Source organism: Pseudarthrobacter kochi (assembly GCF_055412805.1).
This window is the reverse complement of the sequence record NZ_JBVAYV010000007.1, coordinates 104,514-124,454: the sequence shown is the minus strand read 5'-3', so window position 1 is coordinate 124,454 and position 19,941 is coordinate 104,514. Positions and strand designations below refer to the sequence as shown.

General features: G+C 68.4%; 17 protein-coding genes and 1 pseudogene. 10 read left to right on the top strand and 8 right to left on the bottom strand.

The annotated features are described in order from the left end of the window. Positions 1-77 precede the first annotated feature (77 nt). The gene (locus ACZY0Y_RS06140; protein ID WP_463957104.1) at positions 78-977 is read left to right on the top strand and encodes a serine hydrolase; all 900 of its coding nucleotides are present in this window, start codon (positions 78-80) and stop codon (positions 975-977) included. A gap of 83 nt (positions 978-1,060) precedes the next feature. Here the strand turns inward: ACZY0Y_RS06140 and ACZY0Y_RS06135 are convergent, their stop codons facing one another. Beyond that, positions 1,061-1,228 carry a DUF8730 family Cys-rich protein gene (locus ACZY0Y_RS06135; protein ID WP_192815714.1) on the bottom strand — a complete coding sequence of 56 codons (168 nt, stop codon included), beginning with the start codon at positions 1,226-1,228 and terminating at the stop codon, positions 1,061-1,063. A 181-nt stretch (positions 1,229-1,409) separates the two neighbouring features. Here ACZY0Y_RS06135 and ACZY0Y_RS06130 point away from each other — a divergent pair, with 181 nt between their 5' ends. Further along, a complete protein-coding gene (locus ACZY0Y_RS06130) occupies positions 1,410-2,246 on the top strand; it encodes an alpha/beta fold hydrolase (protein ID WP_463885173.1) in 837 nt (278 codons plus the stop codon). A 581-nt stretch (positions 2,247-2,827) separates the two neighbouring features. Here ACZY0Y_RS06130 and ACZY0Y_RS06125 read toward each other — a convergent pair. Further along, positions 2,828-3,811: a serine hydrolase gene (locus ACZY0Y_RS06125; RefSeq protein WP_463957103.1), complete on the bottom strand. Its 984-nt coding sequence runs from the start codon at positions 3,809-3,811 to the stop codon at positions 2,828-2,830. Positions 3,812-3,941: 130 nt separating this feature from the next. Here ACZY0Y_RS06125 and uraD point away from each other — a divergent pair, with 130 nt between their 5' ends. From uraD to nboR, 3 genes are read left to right on the top strand one after another with little or no spacing between them, the layout of a single operon-like run. Continuing rightward, positions 3,942-4,439, top strand: coding sequence for a 2-oxo-4-hydroxy-4-carboxy-5-ureidoimidazoline decarboxylase (uraD, locus tag ACZY0Y_RS06120; RefSeq protein ID WP_463957102.1), 498 nt, complete (start codon positions 3,942-3,944; stop codon positions 4,437-4,439). Next, positions 4,436-4,777 (top strand): hydroxyisourate hydrolase, encoded by a 342-nt coding sequence (gene uraH, locus ACZY0Y_RS06115; RefSeq protein ID WP_463885179.1) that lies wholly within the window; start codon positions 4,436-4,438, stop codon positions 4,775-4,777. The genes uraD and uraH overlap by 4 nt, the downstream gene beginning before the upstream one ends. An 8-nt stretch (positions 4,778-4,785) precedes the next feature. Beyond that, complete coding sequence (gene nboR, locus ACZY0Y_RS06110) at positions 4,786-5,394, top strand: nicotine blue oxidoreductase (RefSeq protein ID WP_463957101.1); 609 nt, start codon at positions 4,786-4,788, stop codon at positions 5,392-5,394. 120 nt (positions 5,395-5,514) lie between these two features. Here the strand turns inward: nboR and ACZY0Y_RS06105 are convergent, their stop codons facing one another. The 4 genes and pseudogenes from ACZY0Y_RS06105 to ACZY0Y_RS06090 form a co-directional block, all read right to left on the bottom strand. Next, on the bottom strand, positions 5,515-6,498 hold the full coding sequence (locus ACZY0Y_RS06105; RefSeq protein WP_463885183.1) for an aldo/keto reductase: 984 nt from the start codon (positions 6,496-6,498) through the stop codon (positions 5,515-5,517). A 90-nt stretch (positions 6,499-6,588) separates the two neighbouring features. Next, positions 6,589-9,447 carry a molybdopterin-dependent oxidoreductase gene (locus ACZY0Y_RS06100; RefSeq protein WP_463957100.1) on the bottom strand — a complete coding sequence of 953 codons (2,859 nt, stop codon included), beginning with the start codon at positions 9,445-9,447 and terminating at the stop codon, positions 6,589-6,591. Between the two features lie 2 nt (positions 9,448-9,449). Next, positions 9,450-10,411, bottom strand: a pseudogene (locus ACZY0Y_RS06095) (FAD binding domain-containing protein). Positions 10,412-10,519: 108 nt separating this feature from the next. Next, positions 10,520-11,014 (bottom strand): nucleoside deaminase, encoded by a 495-nt coding sequence (locus ACZY0Y_RS06090; protein ID WP_463885189.1) that lies wholly within the window; start codon positions 11,012-11,014, stop codon positions 10,520-10,522. A gap of 488 nt (positions 11,015-11,502) precedes the next feature. On the opposite strand from ACZY0Y_RS06090, the gene pucL reads away from it, so the two are divergent. The 4 genes from pucL (at position 11,503) to ACZY0Y_RS06070 (ending at position 16,296) form a co-directional block, all read left to right on the top strand. Further along, positions 11,503-12,411 (top strand): factor-independent urate hydroxylase, encoded by a 909-nt coding sequence (gene pucL, locus ACZY0Y_RS06085; protein WP_463957099.1) that lies wholly within the window; start codon positions 11,503-11,505, stop codon positions 12,409-12,411. Positions 12,412-12,555: 144 nt separating this feature from the next. Then, complete coding sequence (aceB, locus tag ACZY0Y_RS06080; protein ID WP_463885193.1) at positions 12,556-14,154, top strand: malate synthase A; 1,599 nt, start codon at positions 12,556-12,558, stop codon at positions 14,152-14,154. Positions 14,155-14,157: 3 nt separating this feature from the next. Further along, positions 14,158-15,456 carry a DUF6986 family protein gene (locus ACZY0Y_RS06075; protein WP_463957098.1) on the top strand — a complete coding sequence of 433 codons (1,299 nt, stop codon included), beginning with the start codon at positions 14,158-14,160 and terminating at the stop codon, positions 15,454-15,456. A gap of 24 nt (positions 15,457-15,480) precedes the next feature. Continuing rightward, the gene (locus tag ACZY0Y_RS06070) at positions 15,481-16,296 is read left to right on the top strand and encodes a bifunctional allantoicase/(S)-ureidoglycine aminohydrolase (RefSeq protein WP_463885197.1); all 816 of its coding nucleotides are present in this window, start codon (positions 15,481-15,483) and stop codon (positions 16,294-16,296) included. Here the strand turns inward: ACZY0Y_RS06070 and ACZY0Y_RS06065 are convergent. Continuing rightward, positions 16,289-17,431: a 3-isopropylmalate dehydrogenase gene (locus ACZY0Y_RS06065; RefSeq protein ID WP_463957097.1), complete on the bottom strand. Its 1,143-nt coding sequence runs from the start codon at positions 17,429-17,431 to the stop codon at positions 16,289-16,291. The two genes, ACZY0Y_RS06070 and ACZY0Y_RS06065, sit on opposite strands and share 8 nt — an antisense overlap. Continuing rightward, positions 17,428-18,144, bottom strand: coding sequence for a GntR family transcriptional regulator (locus ACZY0Y_RS06060; protein WP_463885201.1), 717 nt, complete (start codon positions 18,142-18,144; stop codon positions 17,428-17,430). Before ACZY0Y_RS06060 ends, ACZY0Y_RS06065 begins: the two co-directional genes overlap by 4 nt. A gap of 296 nt (positions 18,145-18,440) precedes the next feature. Here ACZY0Y_RS06060 and ACZY0Y_RS06055 point away from each other — a divergent pair, with 296 nt between their 5' ends. Beyond that, positions 18,441-19,889: an aldehyde dehydrogenase family protein gene (locus tag ACZY0Y_RS06055; protein ID WP_463885203.1), complete on the top strand. Its 1,449-nt coding sequence runs from the start codon at positions 18,441-18,443 to the stop codon at positions 19,887-19,889. Positions 19,890-19,941: the final 52 nt, after the last annotated feature.

Sequence of the window (19,941 nt, the reverse complement as noted above, 5' to 3'; positions counted from 1 at the left end):
GGCGTGGACATGCCCCTCCACCCGGCATACATTGCAGGAAACCCCCCACCCTTTTGACCTGGAAGGTCCTGCACCACATGAACACCTCGGGACCATCCCGCCCGGCCGCCAAGTCCCTCAACGCCCGGGGCAAGCTGCTCCTGCTCTGGGCGGCGACGGTCCTGGTGCTGCTGGGCGTGGTGACCTTCGCCGTCGTCCGCACCGGTCCGGTCCCGCGGAAGGACTTCCTGGCCGGCCCGCACGAGCAGTGGCAGGAACCGGCCGCCGCGGCGGCGACGCAGGCCCCGCGGGCCGCCGTCGACCTCGACGCTGAGATCCGGCGGATCCTGGCCGAGAACTCCGGCTACCGGATCGGCGTCGTCGTCCAGGACACCCACGGCGGGGAGCCGCGCAGCTACGGTGACGGGTCCGAGTTTGTGGCCGCGAGCACCGCCAAGATCATCACCGCGGCCGCCTACTACCATCTGGTGGAAACCGGCGAGAAGTCCCTCGACGTGCCGCTGGGAAGCTACGACGCCGCGTTCCAGCTCCAGGCGATGGTCAACACGAGCAGCGACGACTCCTGGCTGCTGCTGATGCAGGACATCGGCTACCCCAAGCTGATCGAGTACGCCGCGTCGATCGGGATCAGCTACGACCCGGAACAGAACCTGCTGACCCCGGCCGAGATGGCGGGGCTGCTCAAGCAGCTCTCCACCGGGAAGCTGCTGAACGCCGAGCACACGCAGGAGCTGCTGGACTACATGCAGCAGACCAACAACGAACGGCTGATTCCCGCCGCCGTCGGCCCGGACATCACGGTGCAGCACAAGTACGGCGAGGTGGAGGGCTATGTCCACGACGCGGCCCTCCTGACGTCCGGCGAACGCTCCTACGCGCTCGCCATCTACACGTGGGGCGAGGAGCTCGAGAGCGAGGAGCGCCTGGCCGTGTTCCACGAACTGACGGACGTGGTGGTGCGGGCGCTGCTGGGGTAGGGCCGGTTAACGGGGGCTCGTTAACGGCCAGGGCCCCCGCCGCACTGTGTGCGACGGGGGCCCTGGATGCCGGAGAACCGGGCTTAGCGGCCGAAGAGCTTGGCGAAGAAGCCGGTCTTGGTGCTGACTTCACCCTCGTGACCCTTGCAGCGGTCGGCGCTCTTGACGCCCCGCATGACCTGATCAACGTGCTGGCCGCAGCCAGCCCAGGTGGTCTTACCGCACTTCTTGCATGCAACCTGTCGGCACATCTGGTTCTCCTTTTAGTAGGTCCTTGCGTTCCACTATACCCCCTGGGGTATGCCCGGCGGAAATCCCGGGAACACCCTGCCGCCGGACGGCGTTGGTTCCGTACAGTGGCACCAGCGCCTTGGCACCAGCGCCGGGCCGCGCACGCACTGACTTCCGAACCGTACCGAGAGGACTGCTGACATGGCTTACATCAAGGTTGGAACCGAGAACAGCACCGACATCGAGCTCTACTACGAGGACCACGGCAGCGGGCAGCCGGTGGTCCTGATCCACGGCTATCCGCTGGACGGATCGTCCTGGGAGAAGCAGACCACGGCCCTGCTCGGCGCCGGCTACCGCGTCATCACCTACGACCGCCGCGGCTTCGGCCAGTCCAGCAAGCCCACCGACGGCTACAACTACGACACCTTCGCCGCCGACCTCGACACCCTGCTCACCACCCTGGACCTGAACGACGCCGTGCTGGTGGGTTTCTCGATGGGCACCGGCGAAGTGGGCCGGTACCTCGGCACCTACGGCTCGGCCCGGGTGGCGAAGGCCGTATTCCTCGGCTCGCTGGAACCCTACCTGCTGCAGACCGACGACAACCCCGACGGCGTCCCGCAGTCCGTGTTCGACGGTCTGCTTGAGGCTGTGACCACCGACCGCTACGCCTTCTTCACCGAGTTCTTCAAGAATTTCTACAACAGCGACACCTTCCTCGGCACGCCCCGGCTCAGCGAGGAAGTCATGCGGGCGGGCTGGAACCTCGCGACCGCTGGCGGCCCCACGGCGTCGGCAGCCGCGCAGCCCACCTGGTTGACGGACTTCCGTGGCGACATCCCCAAGATCGACGTCCCCGCGCTGATCGTCCACGGCACCGCGGACAACATCCTGCCCATCGACGTCACGGGCCGGCGCTTCGCCAAGGCCCTGCCCAGTGCCGAGTACGTGGAGATCGAGGGCGCCCCGCACGGGATGCTCTGGACCCACGCCGCCGAGGTCAACGAGGCACTGCTGGGGTTCCTGGCGAAGTAGGGCCACCCGCGGCCGTCCGGGACTGAGCCGCGCGGCCGTCCGGGGGCACTTTGACACGAAACGCCGGGCCGGCGTCGTCCATTTCGACGCCGGACCCCGGCAAAGTGCCCCCGGAACGCAGGGCGAAGTGGGCCACTTTCTGGAATTGAGGTCGACTTAATCTCGGCCGAGATGAAGTTCCCGGGCGGCGAACTCGCGCACAGTATCCAAGTGGCCTGGATGCTTGGATCCATTCGGCGGTCACGATGCTCGCAGCCCGCAGGTAAGGTCCGGCGTAATGCAGCACGGTATCGCCGAGAAGTTGTCCCTTGACGCCCCGGGCAGCTCCAAAGCGTTCCTTTTTCGATAACGGTTGTGCAGTTCTTGCCTTGGCTGGCCCACCAGCACGCCATCGCTTCTCCCCATTCGATGGCAGTTCGGGCAATACCCGACGCCAGTTGATCATAGAGCCTCATGCGCAGCTGTGGTCGCTGGCCGTCCGGGGGCACTTTGACACGAAACGCCGGGCCGGCGTCGTCCATTTCGACGCTGGAGCCCGGCAAAGTGCCCCCGGACGGCTGAGGAAAGCCGGACACCGACCCCTAGAACAAGGCCTCAGTGACGGCCTCGGTCACCTGGTGGATGACTTCCGTCCGCTCCGGGACACTGCCGAGGCCGTCACCCTTCGTGTAGACCACGAGGGCGTAGGCTTTGCCGCCCTGGGTGAGGATCCCGGCGTCGTGCAGCTCCCCGCCCAGCAGGCCGTACTTATGGAAGACGGTGATGCCGGCGGGAGCAGCGGCCGGGATGAGCGTTTCGTAGTTGGTGTCCTGCATGTAGGCCAGGAGCTGTTCGGTGTCCGCAGGTTCCAGCAGCGTTCCGGAGTAGAGGCCGGCCAGGATGTGGGCCATCTCCGCCGGGGTGAGTGTGTTGCTTGCGGGGCTGTAGTCCACCCCCATCGAGGCCGCGTAGTCTGTCAGCTCCCCGTGGCCCACCGCGTCCATGATCAGCGACCAGGAGTCGTTGTCGCTCTGCTGGATCATCGCCTGCAGCTGAAACTCCGCGGTGTAGGGCCCCAGCGGATCCTCGAGCGAGGCCTCCCCGGTTTCGACCAGGTGGTAGTACGCCTCGGCGGCCAGGACCTTGGCCGTGCTCGCGGCGACGAAGGCCGCGTCGACACCGTATTCGTGCACAGCTTCGGCGGCCTCCGCACCCTCCGACAGATCGAGGAGGGCGACGCCGATCTGGTAGCCACTGTTGGCGTCGATGATGCCGTTGATTTGGGCGTCCAGCTCCGCATCGATGATCCCCGCGGCCCCCGCGGCCGGTGAAACGGCGGGCGTGGCGGCCGGTGAGGCGGCCGACGCCGGCACTGACGCCTGGCTGTTCGTCACGCTCCCGGACTGGACTACCGCCGTCGAACGGGCCTGTGCGGCGGAGTGGACGCCGGCGCCCAGCGCCACCGCTAGAATTGCCGCACACGCCGCCATCACGAGTGCCCGGGTGCGCCGGAACGCCCGGGAGCGCAGCCTCCCGCGTGCGCCGCCGCGGCGGCGACCAGGCTGCTGTGGCGTGCGCTCTTCCATAGTCGCCCACGCTAGCCACGCCAGCTATGCAAAACCTTTGAATCAGCTGTCACCGCACACAGCAGGATCGGTGCCGGACTAACGTGGGCCTAAACCGTGAATGCCAGCATCGAACACGAGGACCTGCCTCATGCATCTTGACCAGTTCAACGCGGCCAGCCGCACGGAGGCGGCCGATGCCCTGCGCCCCTGCCTGGACATCCAGCGCTGGATCGACGGGCTCGCCGACGCGCGGCCGTACTCCGACGTCGAAGCACTCCTGGCGGCGGGCCGCGCCGCAGCCGACCCGTTCACCGCGGCGGAAATCGGGGCAGCACTCGCCCGCCACCCGCGGATCGGCGAGCGGGCCCAGGGAGACAGCACGGAGGCCAGGCTTTCCCAGTCCGAACAGGCCGGGCTCGGCGCGGCTGACGCGGCCGTCGCGGAAGCCCTGGCGGACGGCAACCGCGCCTACGAGGAGAAGTTCGGCCAGGTGTTCCTGATCCGTGCAGCCGGCCGCAGCCGCGAGGAGATCCTGGCCGCCCTGACCACCCGGCTCGCCCACACGCCTGAGGAAGAACAGGCAATAATTGGCCAGCAGCTGCGGGAGATCGCGGTGCTCCGACTCGAAGGACTGATGGGCAGATGAGCGTTTCCCACATCACCACGCACGTGCTCGACACCGGCTCCGGCAAACCCGCGGCCGGCGTCGCCGTCTCCCTCCAGAGGCTCGACGGCGAGCGCTGGGTCCGGATCGCCGAGGGCGCCACGGACGCCGACGGACGCGTCCAACAACTCGGTCCGGAGCGGCTGCCCCCGGGGACCTACCGCCTGGCCTTCGATACGGGAGGGTACTTCGCCGCCAGCGGCACCGAAACGTTCTTCCCGGAGGTGGCCATCACGTTCGGCGTGGTGGAGTCGGAGGCCCATTACCATGTGCCGCTCCTGCTGAGCCCGTTCGCGTACTCCACCTACCGGGGCAGCTGAGCCCGCCGATGAGCGACATCGGAGCACCACGCACGACGGCGGTGCTGCTCGCCGCCGGCGCCGGGACACGGCTGGGGCGCGGGCCCAAAGCGCTGCTCCCGTTCCGCGGCCGCACGCTCGTTGAAGTGCTGGCCGACGGGCTGCTCGCGGGCGGCTGCCGGGAGGTGGTGGTGGTCGTCGGTGCGGACGCGGCGACGGTCCGCGCCGGCACCGACCTCAACCGGCACCGCGTCATCGACAACCCGGACTGGGACACGGGGATGGGCAGCTCGTTCCGGCTGGGAGTCGGCGCGGCAGCCCCGGGGGACCATGTGCTCATGGCGCTGGTGGACCAGCCCGGGCTGACGGCTGAGACAGTCGCGCGGCTGCTGGCAGCCCACCAACCGGGCCGGGTGACGGCGGCGGCCTACTGCGACCCCGAGGGGAAGCTGCGGCGCGGACATCCGCTGCTGCTGGATGCCACCCTGCGTGCTGAGGCCGCGGACTCGGCCACGGGCGACGCCGGGGCACGCTTCTTCCTGCAGGCCCACCCGGAGCTGGTCGACCTCGTGGACTGCAGCGACCTCTCCGGCGGCGAGGACCTCGATACGCCGGACCAGCTGCCCCTGCTCGACTAGGGTCAGGCGCAGCCGGGCCCCAGACCGAACACTGCCACCAATCCCAACGCGGGGTCAGATCCGGCCCATTAAGGCCCCTCCAATGGGCCGGATCTGACCCCGCGTTGCTTTGGGAGGGTGCTACCAGCGAGGGTGGATCGTTTCGCGGAAGTAGCGGTCATAGATTTCGTGGACGCCGACGTCGAACGTTGCGTCAATGCCGCTAACCGACGCCGCTTCGGCATTGGCGCGGGCCTGGTCCACGTTCCGCGCGCCGGGGATCACCGTGCTGACGCCGTCCTGCGCCGCGATCCAGGCGATGGCCGCCTGGGCGGTGCTGACGCCGTCGGGCACCAGTTCCTCGAACTCTGCCACCGCTTTGAGGCCCTGCCCGAAGTCCACGCCGGAGAAGGTCTCCCCGACGTCGAACGCCGAGCCCGTGCGGTTGTAGTTCCGGTGGTCGTCCGCCGCGAAGGACGTGTCCGCGGTGTACTTGCCCGAGAGCAGCCCCGAGGCGAGCGGCACGCGGGCGATGATGCCGACGCCGGCAGCCTCCGCCGCGGGCAGCACCTCGTCCAGCGGCTTGAGCCGGAAGGCGTTGAGGATGATCTGCACGGTGGCGGTGCCTGCGTGGCGCATGGCTTCGAGGGCTTCGTCGGTCCGCTCCACGCTGACGCCGTAGTTCCGGATGGCCCCCTCGGCCACGAGGGCGTCCAGCGCGTCGTAGACCTCGGCGTTGCTGTACACGGCGGTGGGCGGGCAGTGCAGCTGGACCAGGTCCAGCTGCTCGACGCCCAGGTTGCGCCGGGACCGGTCCGTCCACTCGCGGAAGTTGGCGAGGTTGTAGTGCTCCGGCCGCTGCTCCACCCGGCGGCCCATCTTGGTGGCCACCGTGATCTCCAGGCCCGGGTTGTTCGCAAGGAAGGCTCCGATGGCCTGCTCGCTGCGGCCGTCGCCATAGACGTCCGCGGTGTCGAAGAATGTGACACCGGCTTCCACGGAGGCGGCCAGGATGGCCTGCGCCTGCGCGGGGTCCACGTTGCCCCAGTCCGCGCCCAGCTGCCAGGTCCCCAGTCCAACGATGGAGACGTTCCGTCCGGTCTTGCCCAAGATTCGCTGTTCCATCATCCGACTATAGGCCGGGACGGAGAACGCGGGGTCAGCTACGGCCCAAGAAACACTCCAACATGGGCCGTACCTGACCCCGCGTTGGTGTTAAAGGGTGGAGGCCAGGCCTGCTTCCTTCAGGCCGAGGTATATCTTGTCCCGGGCGATGGGCAGCTCCGCGAACCGGACGCCCGTGGCGTTCCGGATGGCGTTGGCGAGCGCGGGCGCCACCGGATTGAACGGGCTCTCGCTCATGGACTTTGCACCCAGCGGGCCCAGCTTGTCGGACGTGTCGGCGAAGTACACCTCGCTGCGCGGCACGTCCGCGAAGGTCGGGATGTGGTACTGCCGGAGGATGTCCGTGGTGACCCGTCCGGCGTCGTCCACCCTGACCTCCTCATACAGCGCAGCGCCCAGCGCCTGCGCGATGCCGCCCTCGATCTGCCCGCGGCACTGCCTCGGATTGACCACCACCCCGGCGTCGGCGGCCTGGACGCTTTGCAGGATCCGCAGCTCCCCCGTCCCGGTGTTGACCGCCACCCGGAAACCGTGGACGTTGAACGCCACCGACCGCGGGGTCCCGGCCCAATGCCCCTCGCCGGAGAGGTCGACGCCGGCCGCTGCGGCGCCGTCGTGCAGTTCCGCCAGCGGAACCCGGGCTCCCCCGCAGACGACGGCGTCAGCCTCCAGCACGCAGCCGGAGGCCTGGACCTGGTGGATTCCGGCGGCGAAGGCGCGGATCCGCACGGCCAGGTCCTCGGCCGCGGCCAGGGTGGCCTTGCCGGCCACCACGGTCCCGGCCGAGCCGAAGGCGCCGGAATCGTGGTCCACGAGGTCCGTGTCCGACTGCCGGACCGTGATCCGGTCCGCGGTGGTGGACAGTGCGGTGGCCGCGAGCTGGGCGTGCACGGTGGTGGTGCCGTTGCCGAACTCCGCGGTTCCCACGTCCACCTGGTAGCTCCCGTCGGGCAGGACCCGGATTTTGGCATGCGCGAAGTGGCCCCGCGGCGGGACGGTGTCGATCATGGACAGCGCCGTCCCCTCCCCCGTGACCCAGTCCGGGCCGAGGTCCCCAAGCCCGGCGGCGGCGCAGCGTTCCCGGCCCCGCGCCAGGGCGTCCTGCACCAGCTGCGTGCACTGGTCCAGCCCGTAGCTGCCGTAGAGGACGTCCTCCTGCGGGTCGGGGCGGGTGGAGAGCATGTCGTCGCCCTCGCGGACCATGTTGCGGCGGCGGAACTCCATCGGGTCCATGCCGATTCCGGTGGCGAGCTCGTCGATGGCGGACTCGATCGCGAAGATCATCTGACTCAGCCCATAGCCGCGGAAGGCGCCGGAGGGCACCGTGTTGGTGTAGACGGCGTGCGCGTCCACCTTCTTGTTGGCGCAGTTGTACACGCCCAGGGATTCGCCGCAGCCGTGGAACATCACGCCCACGGAATGGTTGCCGTAGGCGCCGGCGTTGGTCAGAACGTCCAGCTGCAGGGCCGTCAGCCTGCCGTCGTTGCTGGCGGCGGCTCTGAGGCGGATGGTGAACGGATGCCGGGTGGTGGCCGCCGTGAACTGCTCGGTGCGGGTGAACTCGAGCTGCACCGGGCGCCGCAGTTTCAGCGCCGCGAGGGCCACGATGTCTTCCGTGAGGACTTCCTGCTTGCCGCCGAAGCCGCCGCCCACGCGTCCCGCGACCACCCGGATCCGGTCCTCCGGCAGGCCGAAGAGCCGGCCCAGGGTGCGCCGGACCAGGAACGGCACCTGACTCGAGGTGCGGACCTGCAGCCGGCCGTCGCCGTCAACCGAGGCGATGGCGGCGTGGGTCTCCAGCGCGGTGTGCGCCACCCGCTGCGTCCGGTACGTCTGCTCGTGGATGAAGTCCGCGGTGGCGAAGGCCGCCGCGACGTCGCCCAGTTCGGAGTGCAGCTCGGCCACGACGTTCTGTTCCGGCCGGCAGATGCGGGCCGTTTGGGCATCCTTGTCGCCGTGGACCAGCGGCGCCCCGGGGCGCATCGCCTCCTGCGGGGTGAACACCGCGTCCAGCACCTGGTACTGGACTTTCAGCGCCCGGACGCCGGCTTCCGCCGCGGCGACGGTATCGGCGACGACGGCGGCGATCCGCTGCCCGACGAACCGGACCACGTCGTCCAGCACCCGGGTGTCGTCCGGATCGTCGGTGTAGAGCTCGTGCTGCGCCGTGGAAAACAGCTGCGCGGGGGCGTCCTCGTGGGTGAAGACCGCCTCCACGCCGGGGATCCGCAGGGCCTCGGTGGCGTCGATGGACAGCACCCGGGCGTGGGCGTGAGGCGAGCGCAGGAGCTTCACGTGCAGGAGCCCGGAGAGCTCCGCCGCGGGCACGTCGAGCGTGAAGCGCGCCGTGCCGGTGACGATCGCCTGGCTGGCGGGCGCCGGGACGTCGTCGCCGAGCTGGCCGGGGCGCGGATCGGGCTGGCCCTCACCGGCGGTCCCGGAGCCCGGCCCCGTTGGGTCCGGGTGGCTGCATTCGCCGTGCGCGGCCTCGCCGCAGACGGCGTCGGCGATGGCCCGGTAGCCGGTGCAGCGGCACAGGTTCCCTTTAAGGTTCCGCGGCAGGTTGGCTTTCTGCTCGTCGTCGAAAGTGGCCGCCGTCATCACCACGCCCGCGGTGCAGAAGCCGCACTGGAAGCCCTGACGTTCCATGAACTGCTGCTGCATCGGATGCAGGGCGGCACCGGCTTCGGTGCCGCGTCCGGTGCCGGCGAGGCCCTCCACGGTGGTTACGGCCCGGCCTTCGGCGCGGACCGCGGGGTAGATGCAGCTGTGCACGGGAACGCCGTCGACGTGGACGGTGCACGCACCGCAGTCGCCGCCGTCGCACCCTTTCTTCACGCCTAAGTTGCCCTGCTCCCGCAGGAACGTCCGCAGGCACTGCCCCGGCCGCGGTACGGCCTGTGCCGCGGCGCCGTTGATCCTAATTGCGCCGTTGATCTCGATGGCCATGCTCAGGCCCCTTCCTGCCGTGCCGGAGCCTGCGGTGTGGGACGCGGCGGCCAGAAGTCGCCGGAAACGCGTGCCGGTGCCGTGCCTGCCGGGGCCGCCAGTTCGGCGCGGATTTCCGCGGCGAGCCGGTAGGTCATGTCCTTGCGCCAGGCGGGCAGGCCGTGGACGTCGTCGTGGTAGAGCCCGTCCGGGATGGCGGCGTCGAGCGCGGCGGACAGTTCGGCCGCCCCACCGGTTCCAGTGCCGCTGCTGCTGGCGGAGCCGAGGCGGAGCCGAGGCGGAGCTGCACGGGGCGTTTGGTCGCGGCGGTGACGGTGAGGACCAGTCCGCCGCCGGCGTCGAGCCGTCCGATCAGCAGTGCCCCGGAACGGCCAAGGTTGCTCAGTGACAGCCGGCGGAACGCCACCCGGGAGGCCAGGGCCGACGCCGGCAGCTGGACGCTGCGCAGCAGCTCGCCGGGTGCCAGGCAGTTGCGCCCGTCCCCCGTGACGAACTCCGCCACCGGGACGGTGCGGCTGGCGCCGCCCGGGCCGAGCACCGTGGCCACGCCGCCCAGTGCCGCGCAGAGCGAGATCATGGGTCCGGCCGGCAGGGACGTGCAGAGGTTGCCGCCCACGGTGGACATGTTCCAGACCTTGAACGACGCCACGAACGAATCGCAGCACGGCCGGATCAGCTCCAGCGCAGGCCACGCCACCGCGCGGGACCGGCCGGCTTCACTCGCGGGCAGCGCATAGAGCTCCGCGACGGTGCAGGTGGCCGCGAGCTCGATCCCGGCGTCGGACACGGTGACGGCAGGCCAGCCGGTGGAGCCGAGGTCCAGGAGCCGCCGGAGCGGTTCGGCGCCAAAGGCGTAGCTGCCGTAGGAGAACAGCACGGTGCCGCCGGCCAGCCAGGCGTCCCCGGGCTGCCAGTCGGCCGGATCCGCGGTGCGGACCACGGCCTCGATGGTGTTCATGTCCATGGCGTCTCCTGGTGCTGCGGGGTGTGGCGCCCGTGCGGCGGTGGTGTGCACATTCTCGTTCGGAACCTTGGCCGGGGGAAGCACCGCCCCGGCCTGGTGCGGCGGATCCTAGTAGTCGATCCGGGTCTGCAGGCTGTTCCAGGTGGTGAACGGCTGCAGCACGGGCGGCGCCTCCGGACCGTCCAGCACCAGCTTGCGCACGGGCAGGAGGGCATCGGGCTGGTTGTTCTCGAAGTACTCGTAGAACACGGCGTCGTCGAAACCGACAGAAGCTGCGTCGTGGCGGTCGGCGGCGAAAACCACCCGGTCCACGCGGGCCCAGAGGGCGGAGGCCAGGCACATGGGGCACGGTTCGCAGCTGGTGAAGAGCGTGGCTCCGCTGAGCTCGAACCGGCCAAGTTCGGTGCAGGCCCGGCGGATGGCCGTGACCTCGGCGTGGGCGGTGGGATCGTTGGTGGCGGTGACGCGGTTGACGCCGTCGAACGATTGACCGTCCGCTGTGACAATGACGGCCCCGAACGGGCCTCCGCTGTTCATGACGTTGGCCGTGGCCAGCTCGATGGACCGGGCAAGATGCACCTGGTCCGTGACGGTGACAGTCATGATGCGACTCCCTTTTGCTGTGGAAGCCGGTACCCCTGTGGCGGAACGTAATCAGCCAACTGCGTCGGTTACCAGGCTTCAGCGTGTGCGTTGAAGGTTAAGTTGCGCCTGGTAGATAGCCTCCCGGGTCCCGGGTGCCCGCCTTTGACACCAGCGAGACTAGCAGCGGAACCGGGACTCCGCCACAGAGGGTTGGGGGGTTGTTTTTGGCGAGGTGAAATCCATGTTTCCGTCCCGTCACTGCCCCGTTTTCGGAGGTGGCGGTTCATCCAGCGTGTCATGTACACCGCCGCCTGTCCGGGTTAGCCTTGGGGATATCTCGTGGCGCAGGTCACGTAACCTGGGAGCAGCAGGCAGGGTTGTAATGAGCTGGCGTCAACTGGCGTCGGCTCATTTTTGTGGGACGGCGGCGGCGGAAACGAACGCGAAATGCGGTCGAAATTTCCATCTGGGATTTTGATTCCACCTACCGGAAGTTGGGAACCACCATGACAAACAAGATCGTCCTTGGTCAGAACCAGTACGGCAAAGCCGAAGTCCGCGTCGTCAAAATCAGCCGCGACACGGAACGCCACGAGATTGAAGACCTCAACGTCACCTCACAACTCCGCGGAGACTTCGCCGCGGCACACCTTGAAGGCGACAACAGCCACGTGGTGGCAACGGATACGCAGAAGAACACCATCTACGCCTTCGCCCGCGAGGGCATCGGCTCCCCGGAGGCGTTCCTGCTCCGGCTCGGCGAGCACTTCACCTCGAGCTTCGGCTGGGTGAGCGGCGGCCGCTGGGAGGCCGAGTCGTACCGCTGGGACCGGATCCAGGCCCACGGCGCGGCCCACGACCACTCCTTCGTGCGCAACGGCCAGGAGGTGCGCACCGCGGTACTGGTCCGCGACGGCGCCGACCAGCACCTGCTGTCGGGCCTCACGGACCTCACCGTCATCAAATCCACGCAGTCCGGTTTTGTGGGTTACCCGCGGGACAGGTACACCACCCTGCCGGAGACCACCGACCGGATCCTGGCCACCGAGGTTTCCGCCCGCTGGCGGTACAAGACCGGCACGGATTTCAGCGCCCTCGATTTCAACAAGGGCTACGAGGACGTCAAGGCCCTGCTGCTGGAAGGCTTCACCGAAAAGTACTCGCACGCCCTGCAGCAGACCCTGTTCGACATGGGCGCCAAGGTCCTCGAGGCTCACAGCGGGATCGACGAAATCAGGTTCTCGATGCCCAACAAGCACCACTTCCTGGTGGACCTCTCGCCGTTTGGCCTCGACAACCCCAACGAGGTCTTCTTTGCGGCCGACCGCCCGTACGGCCTGATCGAGGCAACCGTGCAGCGCGACGACACGGTGCCGGCCGACGCCGCCTGGTCCGGCATTGCCGGGTTCTGCTAGGGACGGGCTCAGCCGTGACCGGCGGAGGGCGGCCGGAATCTAGCCCCGGGACGCTAGTGTGTTCGCCATGACCGACCCGCATCGCTGCTGCAGCATTCCCGCCGCCTGATTCACTGCCTTATTCACCGACCAGGAAGGACCACAATGGCACTCACCATTTCAGCCGCCACCCCCGTTGACCGTGCGGAGGAGATTCTCACCCCCGAGGCCCTGGCCTTCCTTGAGGAACTGCACCTGCGTTTCGCCGCCACCCGCGGGGACCTGCTCAAGGCCCGCGCCGTCAAACGCGAGGAGGTGGCCCGCACCGGCCGGCTCGATTTTCTGCCGGGGACCCGCGACATCCGCGAGGGCGAGTGGAGAGTTGCCGCGGCCCCCGCAGCCCTGCAGGACCGCCGGGTGGAAATGACGGGCCCGGCCGCACCGGCGAAGATGGCGATCAATGCACTGAACTCCGGGGCGAAAGTCTGGCTCGCCGACCTCGAGGACGCCAGCACCCCGACCTGGCCCAACGTGATCGAATCGATCCTGAACCTCCGCGACGCCGCGGCCGGCACCCTGGCCTACACGTCCCCAGAAGGGAAGGAATACACGCTCCGGACCGACGCCCCGCTGGCCGTCGTTGTGGCGCGCCCGCGCGGCTGGCACATGAGCGAGCGCCACCTGTTGATCGGCGGCGAACCCACCGTGGGCGCCCTGGTGGACTTCGGCCTGCACTTCTTCCACACCGCCAGGCAGTTGCTGGAGAACGGGCAGGGCCCGTACTACTACCTGCCCAAAATGGAGAGCCACCTCGAGGCCCGCCTCTGGAACCAGGTCTTCGTTTTTGCGCAGGACTACCTCGGCATTCCGCAAGGCACCATCCGCGCCACCGTCCTGATCGAAACCATCCCCGCAGCGTTCGAAATGGACGAGATCCTCTACGAGCTCCGCGACCACGCCTCCGGCCTGAACGCGGGGCGCTGGGACTACCTGTTCAGCATCATCAAGTATTTCCGCGACGCGGGCCCGCGCTTTGTGCTCCCGGACCGTGCCACCGTCGCCATGACCGCTCCGTTTATGCGCGCCTACACCGAACTGCTGGTCAAAACCTGCCACCACCGCGGCGCCTTCGCCATGGGCGGCATGGCGGCCGTCATTCCCAACCGCCGCGAGCCTGAGGTGACGGCCCAGGCCTTCGAGAAGGTGCGCGCGGACAAGACCCGCGAGGCGAACGACGGCTTTGACGGTTCCTGGGTGGCCCACCCGGACCTGGTGCCGGTCTGCCGCGACGTCTTTGACGCCGTCCTGGGCGAGCGGCCGAACCAGCTGGACAAGCAGCGCCCGGACGTGTCCGTCACCGCGGACCAGCTCCTGGACATCGCCTCCGCCGGCGGGACGGTCACCGAAGCGGGTTTGCGCCTGAATGTCTACGTCGCCATCGCCTACACCGCGGTGTGGATCTCGGGCAACGGCGCCGTCGCCATCCACAACCTGATGGAGGACGCCGCGACGGCGGAGATCTCCCGCTCGCAGGTCTGGCAGCAGATCCGCAACCAGGCGGTCCTCGCCGACACCGGCCGGACCGTGACCCGTGAGCTGGTGTCCGGGATCCTGGCCGAGGAAACCGCGAAGCTCCGCGGCGAGGTGGGCGAGGACGCGTTCGCGAAGCACTACCTGCCCGCCAGCAAGCTCATCGGCGGCCTGTGCCTCTCCGAGGACTACACGGACTTCCTCACCACCCCGGCTTACGAACTGCTGGGCTAATCCGTGACTCTTTCTCCCTCCGGGCGGCTCCCCGGGTCCTTCTCCGGGGCCGACCTGAGCCGGATCGACGCCCTGCTGGCGGCGACGGACCTGCTCCTGGAGCGGAACTATCCCGGCGACGACGGCTCCCGGCAGCCGGTCCACACGGTCTATGTCCCGGCCGACCGTTTCACTCCGACCACCGCCGCCGACTGGGGCGCCCAGGCGCTGGCTGTGGCCGAAGCCCATGGCGGGCTGGAGCAGCTGGGCGCCCTGCTCGGCCAGGACCCCGCCCTGGCTGCCGCCGTCGCCTCCCGCGTGGCCGCGAAGCTGGGCAGCGAACCGATCGAGGACCTTCGGCTGGACTTCGAGGACGGCTACGGGGACCGGGGTGACGACGCCGAAGACGCCGACGCCGTCGCGGCGGCGGCCGCCGTCGCCGCTGCGGTGGCGGACGGGAGCGCCCCGCCGTTCATCGGCATCCGGTTCAAGTGTTTTGAAGCAAACACCCGTGCCCGCGGGCTGCGCACCCTGGACCTCTTTGTCTCCGGCCTGGCCGCGGCCGGGGAGCTCCCGGACGGGCTGGTCCTCACCCTGCCCAAAGTCACCACCGTGGCGCAGGTCCAGGCGATGGACTATGCCGTGTCCCGGCTGGAGGACATCCACTTCCTGCCCGCCGGCCGCCTGCGGTTCGAGGTCCAGGTGGAAACGCCGCAGCTGATCCTGGGCCCGGACGGCACCTCTCCGGTGGCGCAGCTGCCGCACGCCGTTCCGGGCCGGATCAGCGCCCTGCACTACGGCACCTACGACTACTCGGCATCCCTGCAGATCCCCGCCGAATACCAGTCGATGGAACACCCGGTGGCGGATTACGCCAAAGAGGTCATGCAGCTGGCCGTCGCCGGTACCGGCATCCGGCTCTCCGACGGTTCCACTAACGTCATCCCCGTCGGCGACGGCGTGCAGGACGCCTGGCGGCTCCATGGCCGGCTGGTCCGCCGCTCGCTGGAACGCGGCTACTACCAGGGCTGGGACCTGCACCCGGCGCAGCTGCCGAGCCGCTTTGCCGCCACCTACGCGTTCTACCGGCAGGGACTTCCGGCCGCCGCCGCGCGGCTGCGCAACTACGTGGAGCGCACCGAGGGCGGCGTCATGGACGAACCCGCCACGGCCAGGGCACTGGCGGCTTTCGTGCTCCGCGGCATCCAGTGCGGTGCCGCAGGCGCGGAGGAAGTCCGCGCACTGACCGGCGTCGGGCTCCCGCAGCTGACGGTCCTGGCACACCCCCGGCTGGCACCGCCTGCAGCCTCCCGCACCCACTGACCCTTCTCACAACGGAGCACACCCGTGAGCAACTACTTTTCACCCGAAGGCGGCCTGCCGCCGCAGACCCAGCTCCTCACCGACCGCGCCGTGGTCAAGGAGGCCTACACGGTCATCCCCAAGGGGGTGCTGCGCGACATCGTCACGTCCAACCTGCCCGGCTGGACCAGGACCCGCGCCTGGATCATCGCCCGGCCCATCGCCGGCTTCGCCACGACCTTCTCGCAGCTGATCGTGGAAGTGGCACCGGGCGGCGGCAGCGACAAGCCCGAGGCGGAGGCCGGCGTCGAGGGCGTCATTTTCCTGACCAAGGGCGAGCTGACCCTGACGCTCGACGGCGGGATCCACCGGATGGAGGCCGGCGGCTACGCCTACCTCGCGGCCGGCTCGGACTGGAAAGTGTCCAACGACGGCGCCGCGGAGGCTGCGAGTTTCCAGTGGATCCGCAAGGCCTATGAGCCGCTGGAGGGGTACACGGCGACGTCCTTCGTAACCCGGGACCAGGACGTCGAGCCGCGGCCCATGCCCGGCACCAACGGCGTCTGGGCGACCACCCGTTTCGTGGACCCGGACGATCTGGCCCACGACATGCACGTCAACGTCGTCACGTTCCAGCCCGGCGGGTCCATCCCCTTCGCCGAGACCCATGTGATGGAACACGGGCTCTTCGTCCTCGAGGGCAAGGCCGTCTACCGGCTCAACGACGACTGGGTGGAAGTCGAGGCCGGCGACTTCATGTGGCTCCGAGCCTTCTGCCCGCAGGCCTGCTACGCGGGCGGGCCCGGCCCGTTCCGCTACCTGCTCTACAAGGACGTCAACCGCCAGATCCGCCTCACCTGAGCCCGAGCCCGCCCAACTCCCGCATCCCCGCTAGTTCCCCCATGATGGACCGCCCTGGCACTGGAGGCACGGATCCGCTGACGCCCAAAAGAGCCGCGATTTCAAAGCCCAGCTCCGAGGTGGATCTCCCCATCCCCGCGCCCGACGGTGCGGGCAGCTGGGACAGAACGTGCACGGCCGCGGCCTCCACCGCAAGAGCGGCTTCCCCCTCACCCAGATGTGCCAACATCATGGCGGTGGAGAGGATTGAGCCGATCGGGTTGGCCCATCCCCTGCCCGCAATATCAGGGGCGGACCCGTGAATGGCCTCAAACATGCTGGGCGCGGATCCATCCAGATTCAGGTTGGCGCTCGAGGCAACGCCAAGGCCGCCCTGGATCACGGCGCCAAGGTCCGTGATGATGTCGCCAAACAGATTATCGGTCACAACAACGTCGAAGCGTTCAGGTGAGAGCGGAAGGTGGAAGCACATGGCATCCACGTGCACGTAGTCCAGCTCGACGTCGGGGTACCGCTTGCTGAGGTCGTTGACCGTCTCCTGCCAGAGCCTTCCGGCTTCGACCAGGATGTTTGTCTTGTGGCAGAGAGTCAACTTGCGCCGTCGACTCTGGGCCAGCCGGAAGGAAAAGTCCACCACTCGCTCCACACCCACCCGCGTGTTGACTGATTCCTGCACGGCAACGGCGTAAGGCGTCCCGGCATGAACTGTGGAGCCCCGACCCACGTAGGCGCCTTCAGTATTTTCCCGCACAATAATCATGTCGCATCGCTCGGGTGTAAGCCCCGAGATGGGCGTCTTGACACCGGGATAGAGCTTCACAGGTCTCAGGTTTACCGCCTGCTGGAAAGTCCGGCGCATCTCCAGGATGAAGCCACGTTCCAGAATTCCCGGCGGCACGGCAGGGTCTCCCATAGCGCCGAAGAGGATTGCGTCCTGACCGCGGAGCCGCAGCTCCAGCTCCGGGGTCCACAGCTCTGAGGTGCGCAGATAGTGCTTGGCCCCGGCCTCCACCTCCATCCGTTCGGTGCTGAAGCCGAAGACGGATTCGGCGGCGTCGAGGACCGCCAGCGAAGCTTCGATGACTTCCGGGCCGATTCCGTCTCCGCGGATGATGGCTATCTTGTGGGTTCTCATGGGGCTCCTGGTTCTGATGGTTTGGATGAGGTCATGGCGCGGCGGACCAGGGATGCTGCGCCGCGCAGCCGAGCACGGGCCAGCCGTTCGGCGTCGTCCGCGTTTCCATGTTCCAGCGCTACGACGAGGGCGGCATGTCCTGCTTGCGCGGCGGCCACGGCCTCGGTTGTTGAAAGGACAGGCGGCCTGAAGAGCTGCTCGGTAAGGCGGATGAGTCCGCTCTGCCGCTGCACGAAACTGTTGCCCGAGGCCCGCAGCAGTCCCTCATGGAATCTTCCACTGAGCTGGGCAAAGCGCTTCTCCCGGCCAGGCAGCAGTTCCCGGGTCTCCGCTTCGGCAAGCTCGCGCAACTCCACCAGGGCGATCGGCCCAGCCGACGAGCCCTGGCGGACAGCGGCAAACCGGGCGCAGGCGAGCCGGGCGGCCAGTCCCTCCACGGCCTCGCGAAATTCCAGCGCGGCAAGCATCTCCTCTGCGCCCATCGTGGAAACGCGTGCACCGCCGCGGTCGTCCGTGCTGACGAGGCCCTGTTCCTCCAGCAATCGCAGCGCTTCCCGCAGCGGTGTCCGGCTCAGGCTGAGCTCAGCCGAGAGCTCCGCCTGGGGTAGCCGCTCGCCTGGCGTATAGCGGCCTTCGAAGATGCGTTCCCGCAGCAAGGCGGCCGTCTCTTCGACAAGGGGCACCGCACTGCGCCAGGCCGCCGTCTGGACCATCTACATTGCCTCTTTCCATTCCTGCTCGCTGACTGCGCGACGGCCGGCCCCGGGGTTATCCGGCGATCTGGACAGTGACCGGCCACCACAACCGCGTTGAAGCTTAACGGGATCCCATCCCGGTTCGTCAGTGCGACTTTGCCGCCGAACGTCGTTGATTGTCAATAGAGGCCCAGAATTCAGGCTCTTCTTCCGAATGTCGTCCGGATCGTTGACCGCGAGCTCCACCCACGTCTAGTCTGAGATCGTTACTGGTCAGACCACTAGACAGCCGCTCGCGGCAGGAAGCGGGCACCATGTCCACCTTCACGGCCCCATACCCGGATGGCCTCCCAATCGGCGATGGGTGGGCCGCCTGCACGGACCATCAGAAGATCGTCTTCCCCTATGACGGTTCGCTTGTGGCGGATTCCCCCGTGGGCAGCGTTGACCACGCCCGGCGTGCCATGGATGCAGCGGCCGCGGTGCGCCGCGAAATGGCTGCGCTGAGCACCGGGGCCAGGCGCGCCCTCCTGATGGCAATCCACGACGCCCTGGCCGCTCACGGCCCCGAGCTCATCGACTTGCTGATCCTGGAAACCGGCAAGCCGCGCGTCGACTGCAACACCGAGTTGGCCAGGTCGCTGACCACTTGGGCGGCCAGCGCCGAGGAGGTGGCCCATACACATGGCGAGACTGTCCCGCTGGATCTGCAGCCGCTTGGCGAGGGCATGTTCGGCTTCTGGACCCGCCGGCCGGCCGGAGTCGTCGTCGGCATTACGGGTTTCAACTACCCGTTGCTGCTTGCGAGCCACAAACTGGCCCCCGCGCTCGCCGCTGGCTGCCCTATCATCGTCAAGCCTGCACCGAACACGCCGCTGGCCTCGCTCTGGGCCGTGCACCTGATCCGCCGGGTCCTGATATCACACGGAGTTTCTGCCGCCGCCGTGCAGCTTGTCACGGGCGGCGTCGAGGTAGGTGCCAGCCTGGTTGCCGATCCGCGTACGGCGGTCGTCTCCTTTACCGGGTCCGCCGCTGTGGGCCACCAGATAGCCCGGGATGCCGCGCCGCGCAAGACAGTTCTGGAACTCGGATCCAATGCCGCTCTCATCGTCGCCGACGACGCCGTAATTGCGGACGCCGTCGACGCTGTGATCCGCGGCGGTTTCTACGCCAACGGCCAGGCGTGCATCTCGGTGCAGCGCGTGGTCCTGGTTGAAACCATCGCTGAGGAGTTCGAGCAGGCGCTGATGGCCCGTCTGGGCGAGGTGCGCGTGGGAGACCCTCGGGAGGAAGGAACCCGTGTCGCCCCGGTAATAAACGAAACGTCCTCGCGCCGGATCACCGGCTGGATCGCCGCCGCCATAGCGGACGGGGCGCGCCTTCTCAGTGGCGGGACCCTTATTGGTCGCAGCATCGCACCCACCGTGATCGCGGAGATTCCCGACGACGCAGAGCTTTGGTGCGAGGAAATTTTCGGCCCAGTGGTCTGCCTCCGGCGCGCGCCGGACGTGGCGTCCGCGATCGAGCTGGTCAACAGATCGCGTTATGGGCTGCAAGCCTCCATCTACACCAAGTCGCTTGAGTCGGCGTTCGAGGCCATCAACCAGCTGGACGTAGGCGGCGTCGTGGTTAACGAAATCCCCGGCTTCCGCTCCGACATCATGCCCTACGGCGGCGTCAAAGACTCCGGGATTGGCCGCGAGGGCCCGCGCTTCGCCATCGAGGAATTCACCGTGACCCGAATGGCTATGATCCGCCCCTAGCCAATACTTTTGGCAACCGCCACGCGCCCTGCCTCAAGTCGAATTCCAACCC

Bases quoted from the DNA above. Each gene is read 5' to 3' on its own strand.
- uraH (WP_463885179.1), top strand. From the start codon at position 4,436: ATGAGCGTTTCCCACATCACCACGCACGTGCTCGACACCGGCTCCGGC.
- ACZY0Y_RS06125 (WP_463957103.1), bottom strand. From the start codon at position 3,811: ATGGAAGAGCGCACGCCACAGCAGCCTGGTCGCCGCCGCGGCGGCGCA.
- ACZY0Y_RS06105 (WP_463885183.1), bottom strand. From the start codon at position 6,498: ATGGAACAGCGAATCTTGGGCAAGACCGGACGGAACGTCTCCATCGTT.
- aceB (WP_463885193.1), top strand. From the start codon at position 12,556: ATGGCACTCACCATTTCAGCCGCCACCCCCGTTGACCGTGCGGAGGAG.
- uraD (WP_463957102.1), top strand. From the start codon at position 3,942: ATGCATCTTGACCAGTTCAACGCGGCCAGCCGCACGGAGGCGGCCGAT.
- ACZY0Y_RS06090 (WP_463885189.1), bottom strand. From the start codon at position 11,014: ATGACTGTCACCGTCACGGACCAGGTGCATCTTGCCCGGTCCATCGAG.
- ACZY0Y_RS06060 (WP_463885201.1), bottom strand. From the start codon at position 18,144: ATGGTCCAGACGGCGGCCTGGCGCAGTGCGGTGCCCCTTGTCGAAGAG.
- ACZY0Y_RS06140 (WP_463957104.1), top strand. From the start codon at position 78: ATGAACACCTCGGGACCATCCCGCCCGGCCGCCAAGTCCCTCAACGCC.
- ACZY0Y_RS06135 (WP_192815714.1), bottom strand. From the start codon at position 1,228: ATGTGCCGACAGGTTGCATGCAAGAAGTGCGGTAAGACCACCTGGGCT.
- pucL (WP_463957099.1), top strand. From the start codon at position 11,503: ATGACAAACAAGATCGTCCTTGGTCAGAACCAGTACGGCAAAGCCGAA.
- ACZY0Y_RS06130 (WP_463885173.1), top strand. From the start codon at position 1,410: ATGGCTTACATCAAGGTTGGAACCGAGAACAGCACCGACATCGAGCTC.
- ACZY0Y_RS06100 (WP_463957100.1), bottom strand. From the start codon at position 9,447: ATGGCCATCGAGATCAACGGCGCAATTAGGATCAACGGCGCCGCGGCA.
- ACZY0Y_RS06065 (WP_463957097.1), bottom strand. From the start codon at position 17,431: ATGAGAACCCACAAGATAGCCATCATCCGCGGAGACGGAATCGGCCCG.
- ACZY0Y_RS06055 (WP_463885203.1), top strand. From the start codon at position 18,441: ATGTCCACCTTCACGGCCCCATACCCGGATGGCCTCCCAATCGGCGAT.
- nboR (WP_463957101.1), top strand. From the start codon at position 4,786: ATGAGCGACATCGGAGCACCACGCACGACGGCGGTGCTGCTCGCCGCC.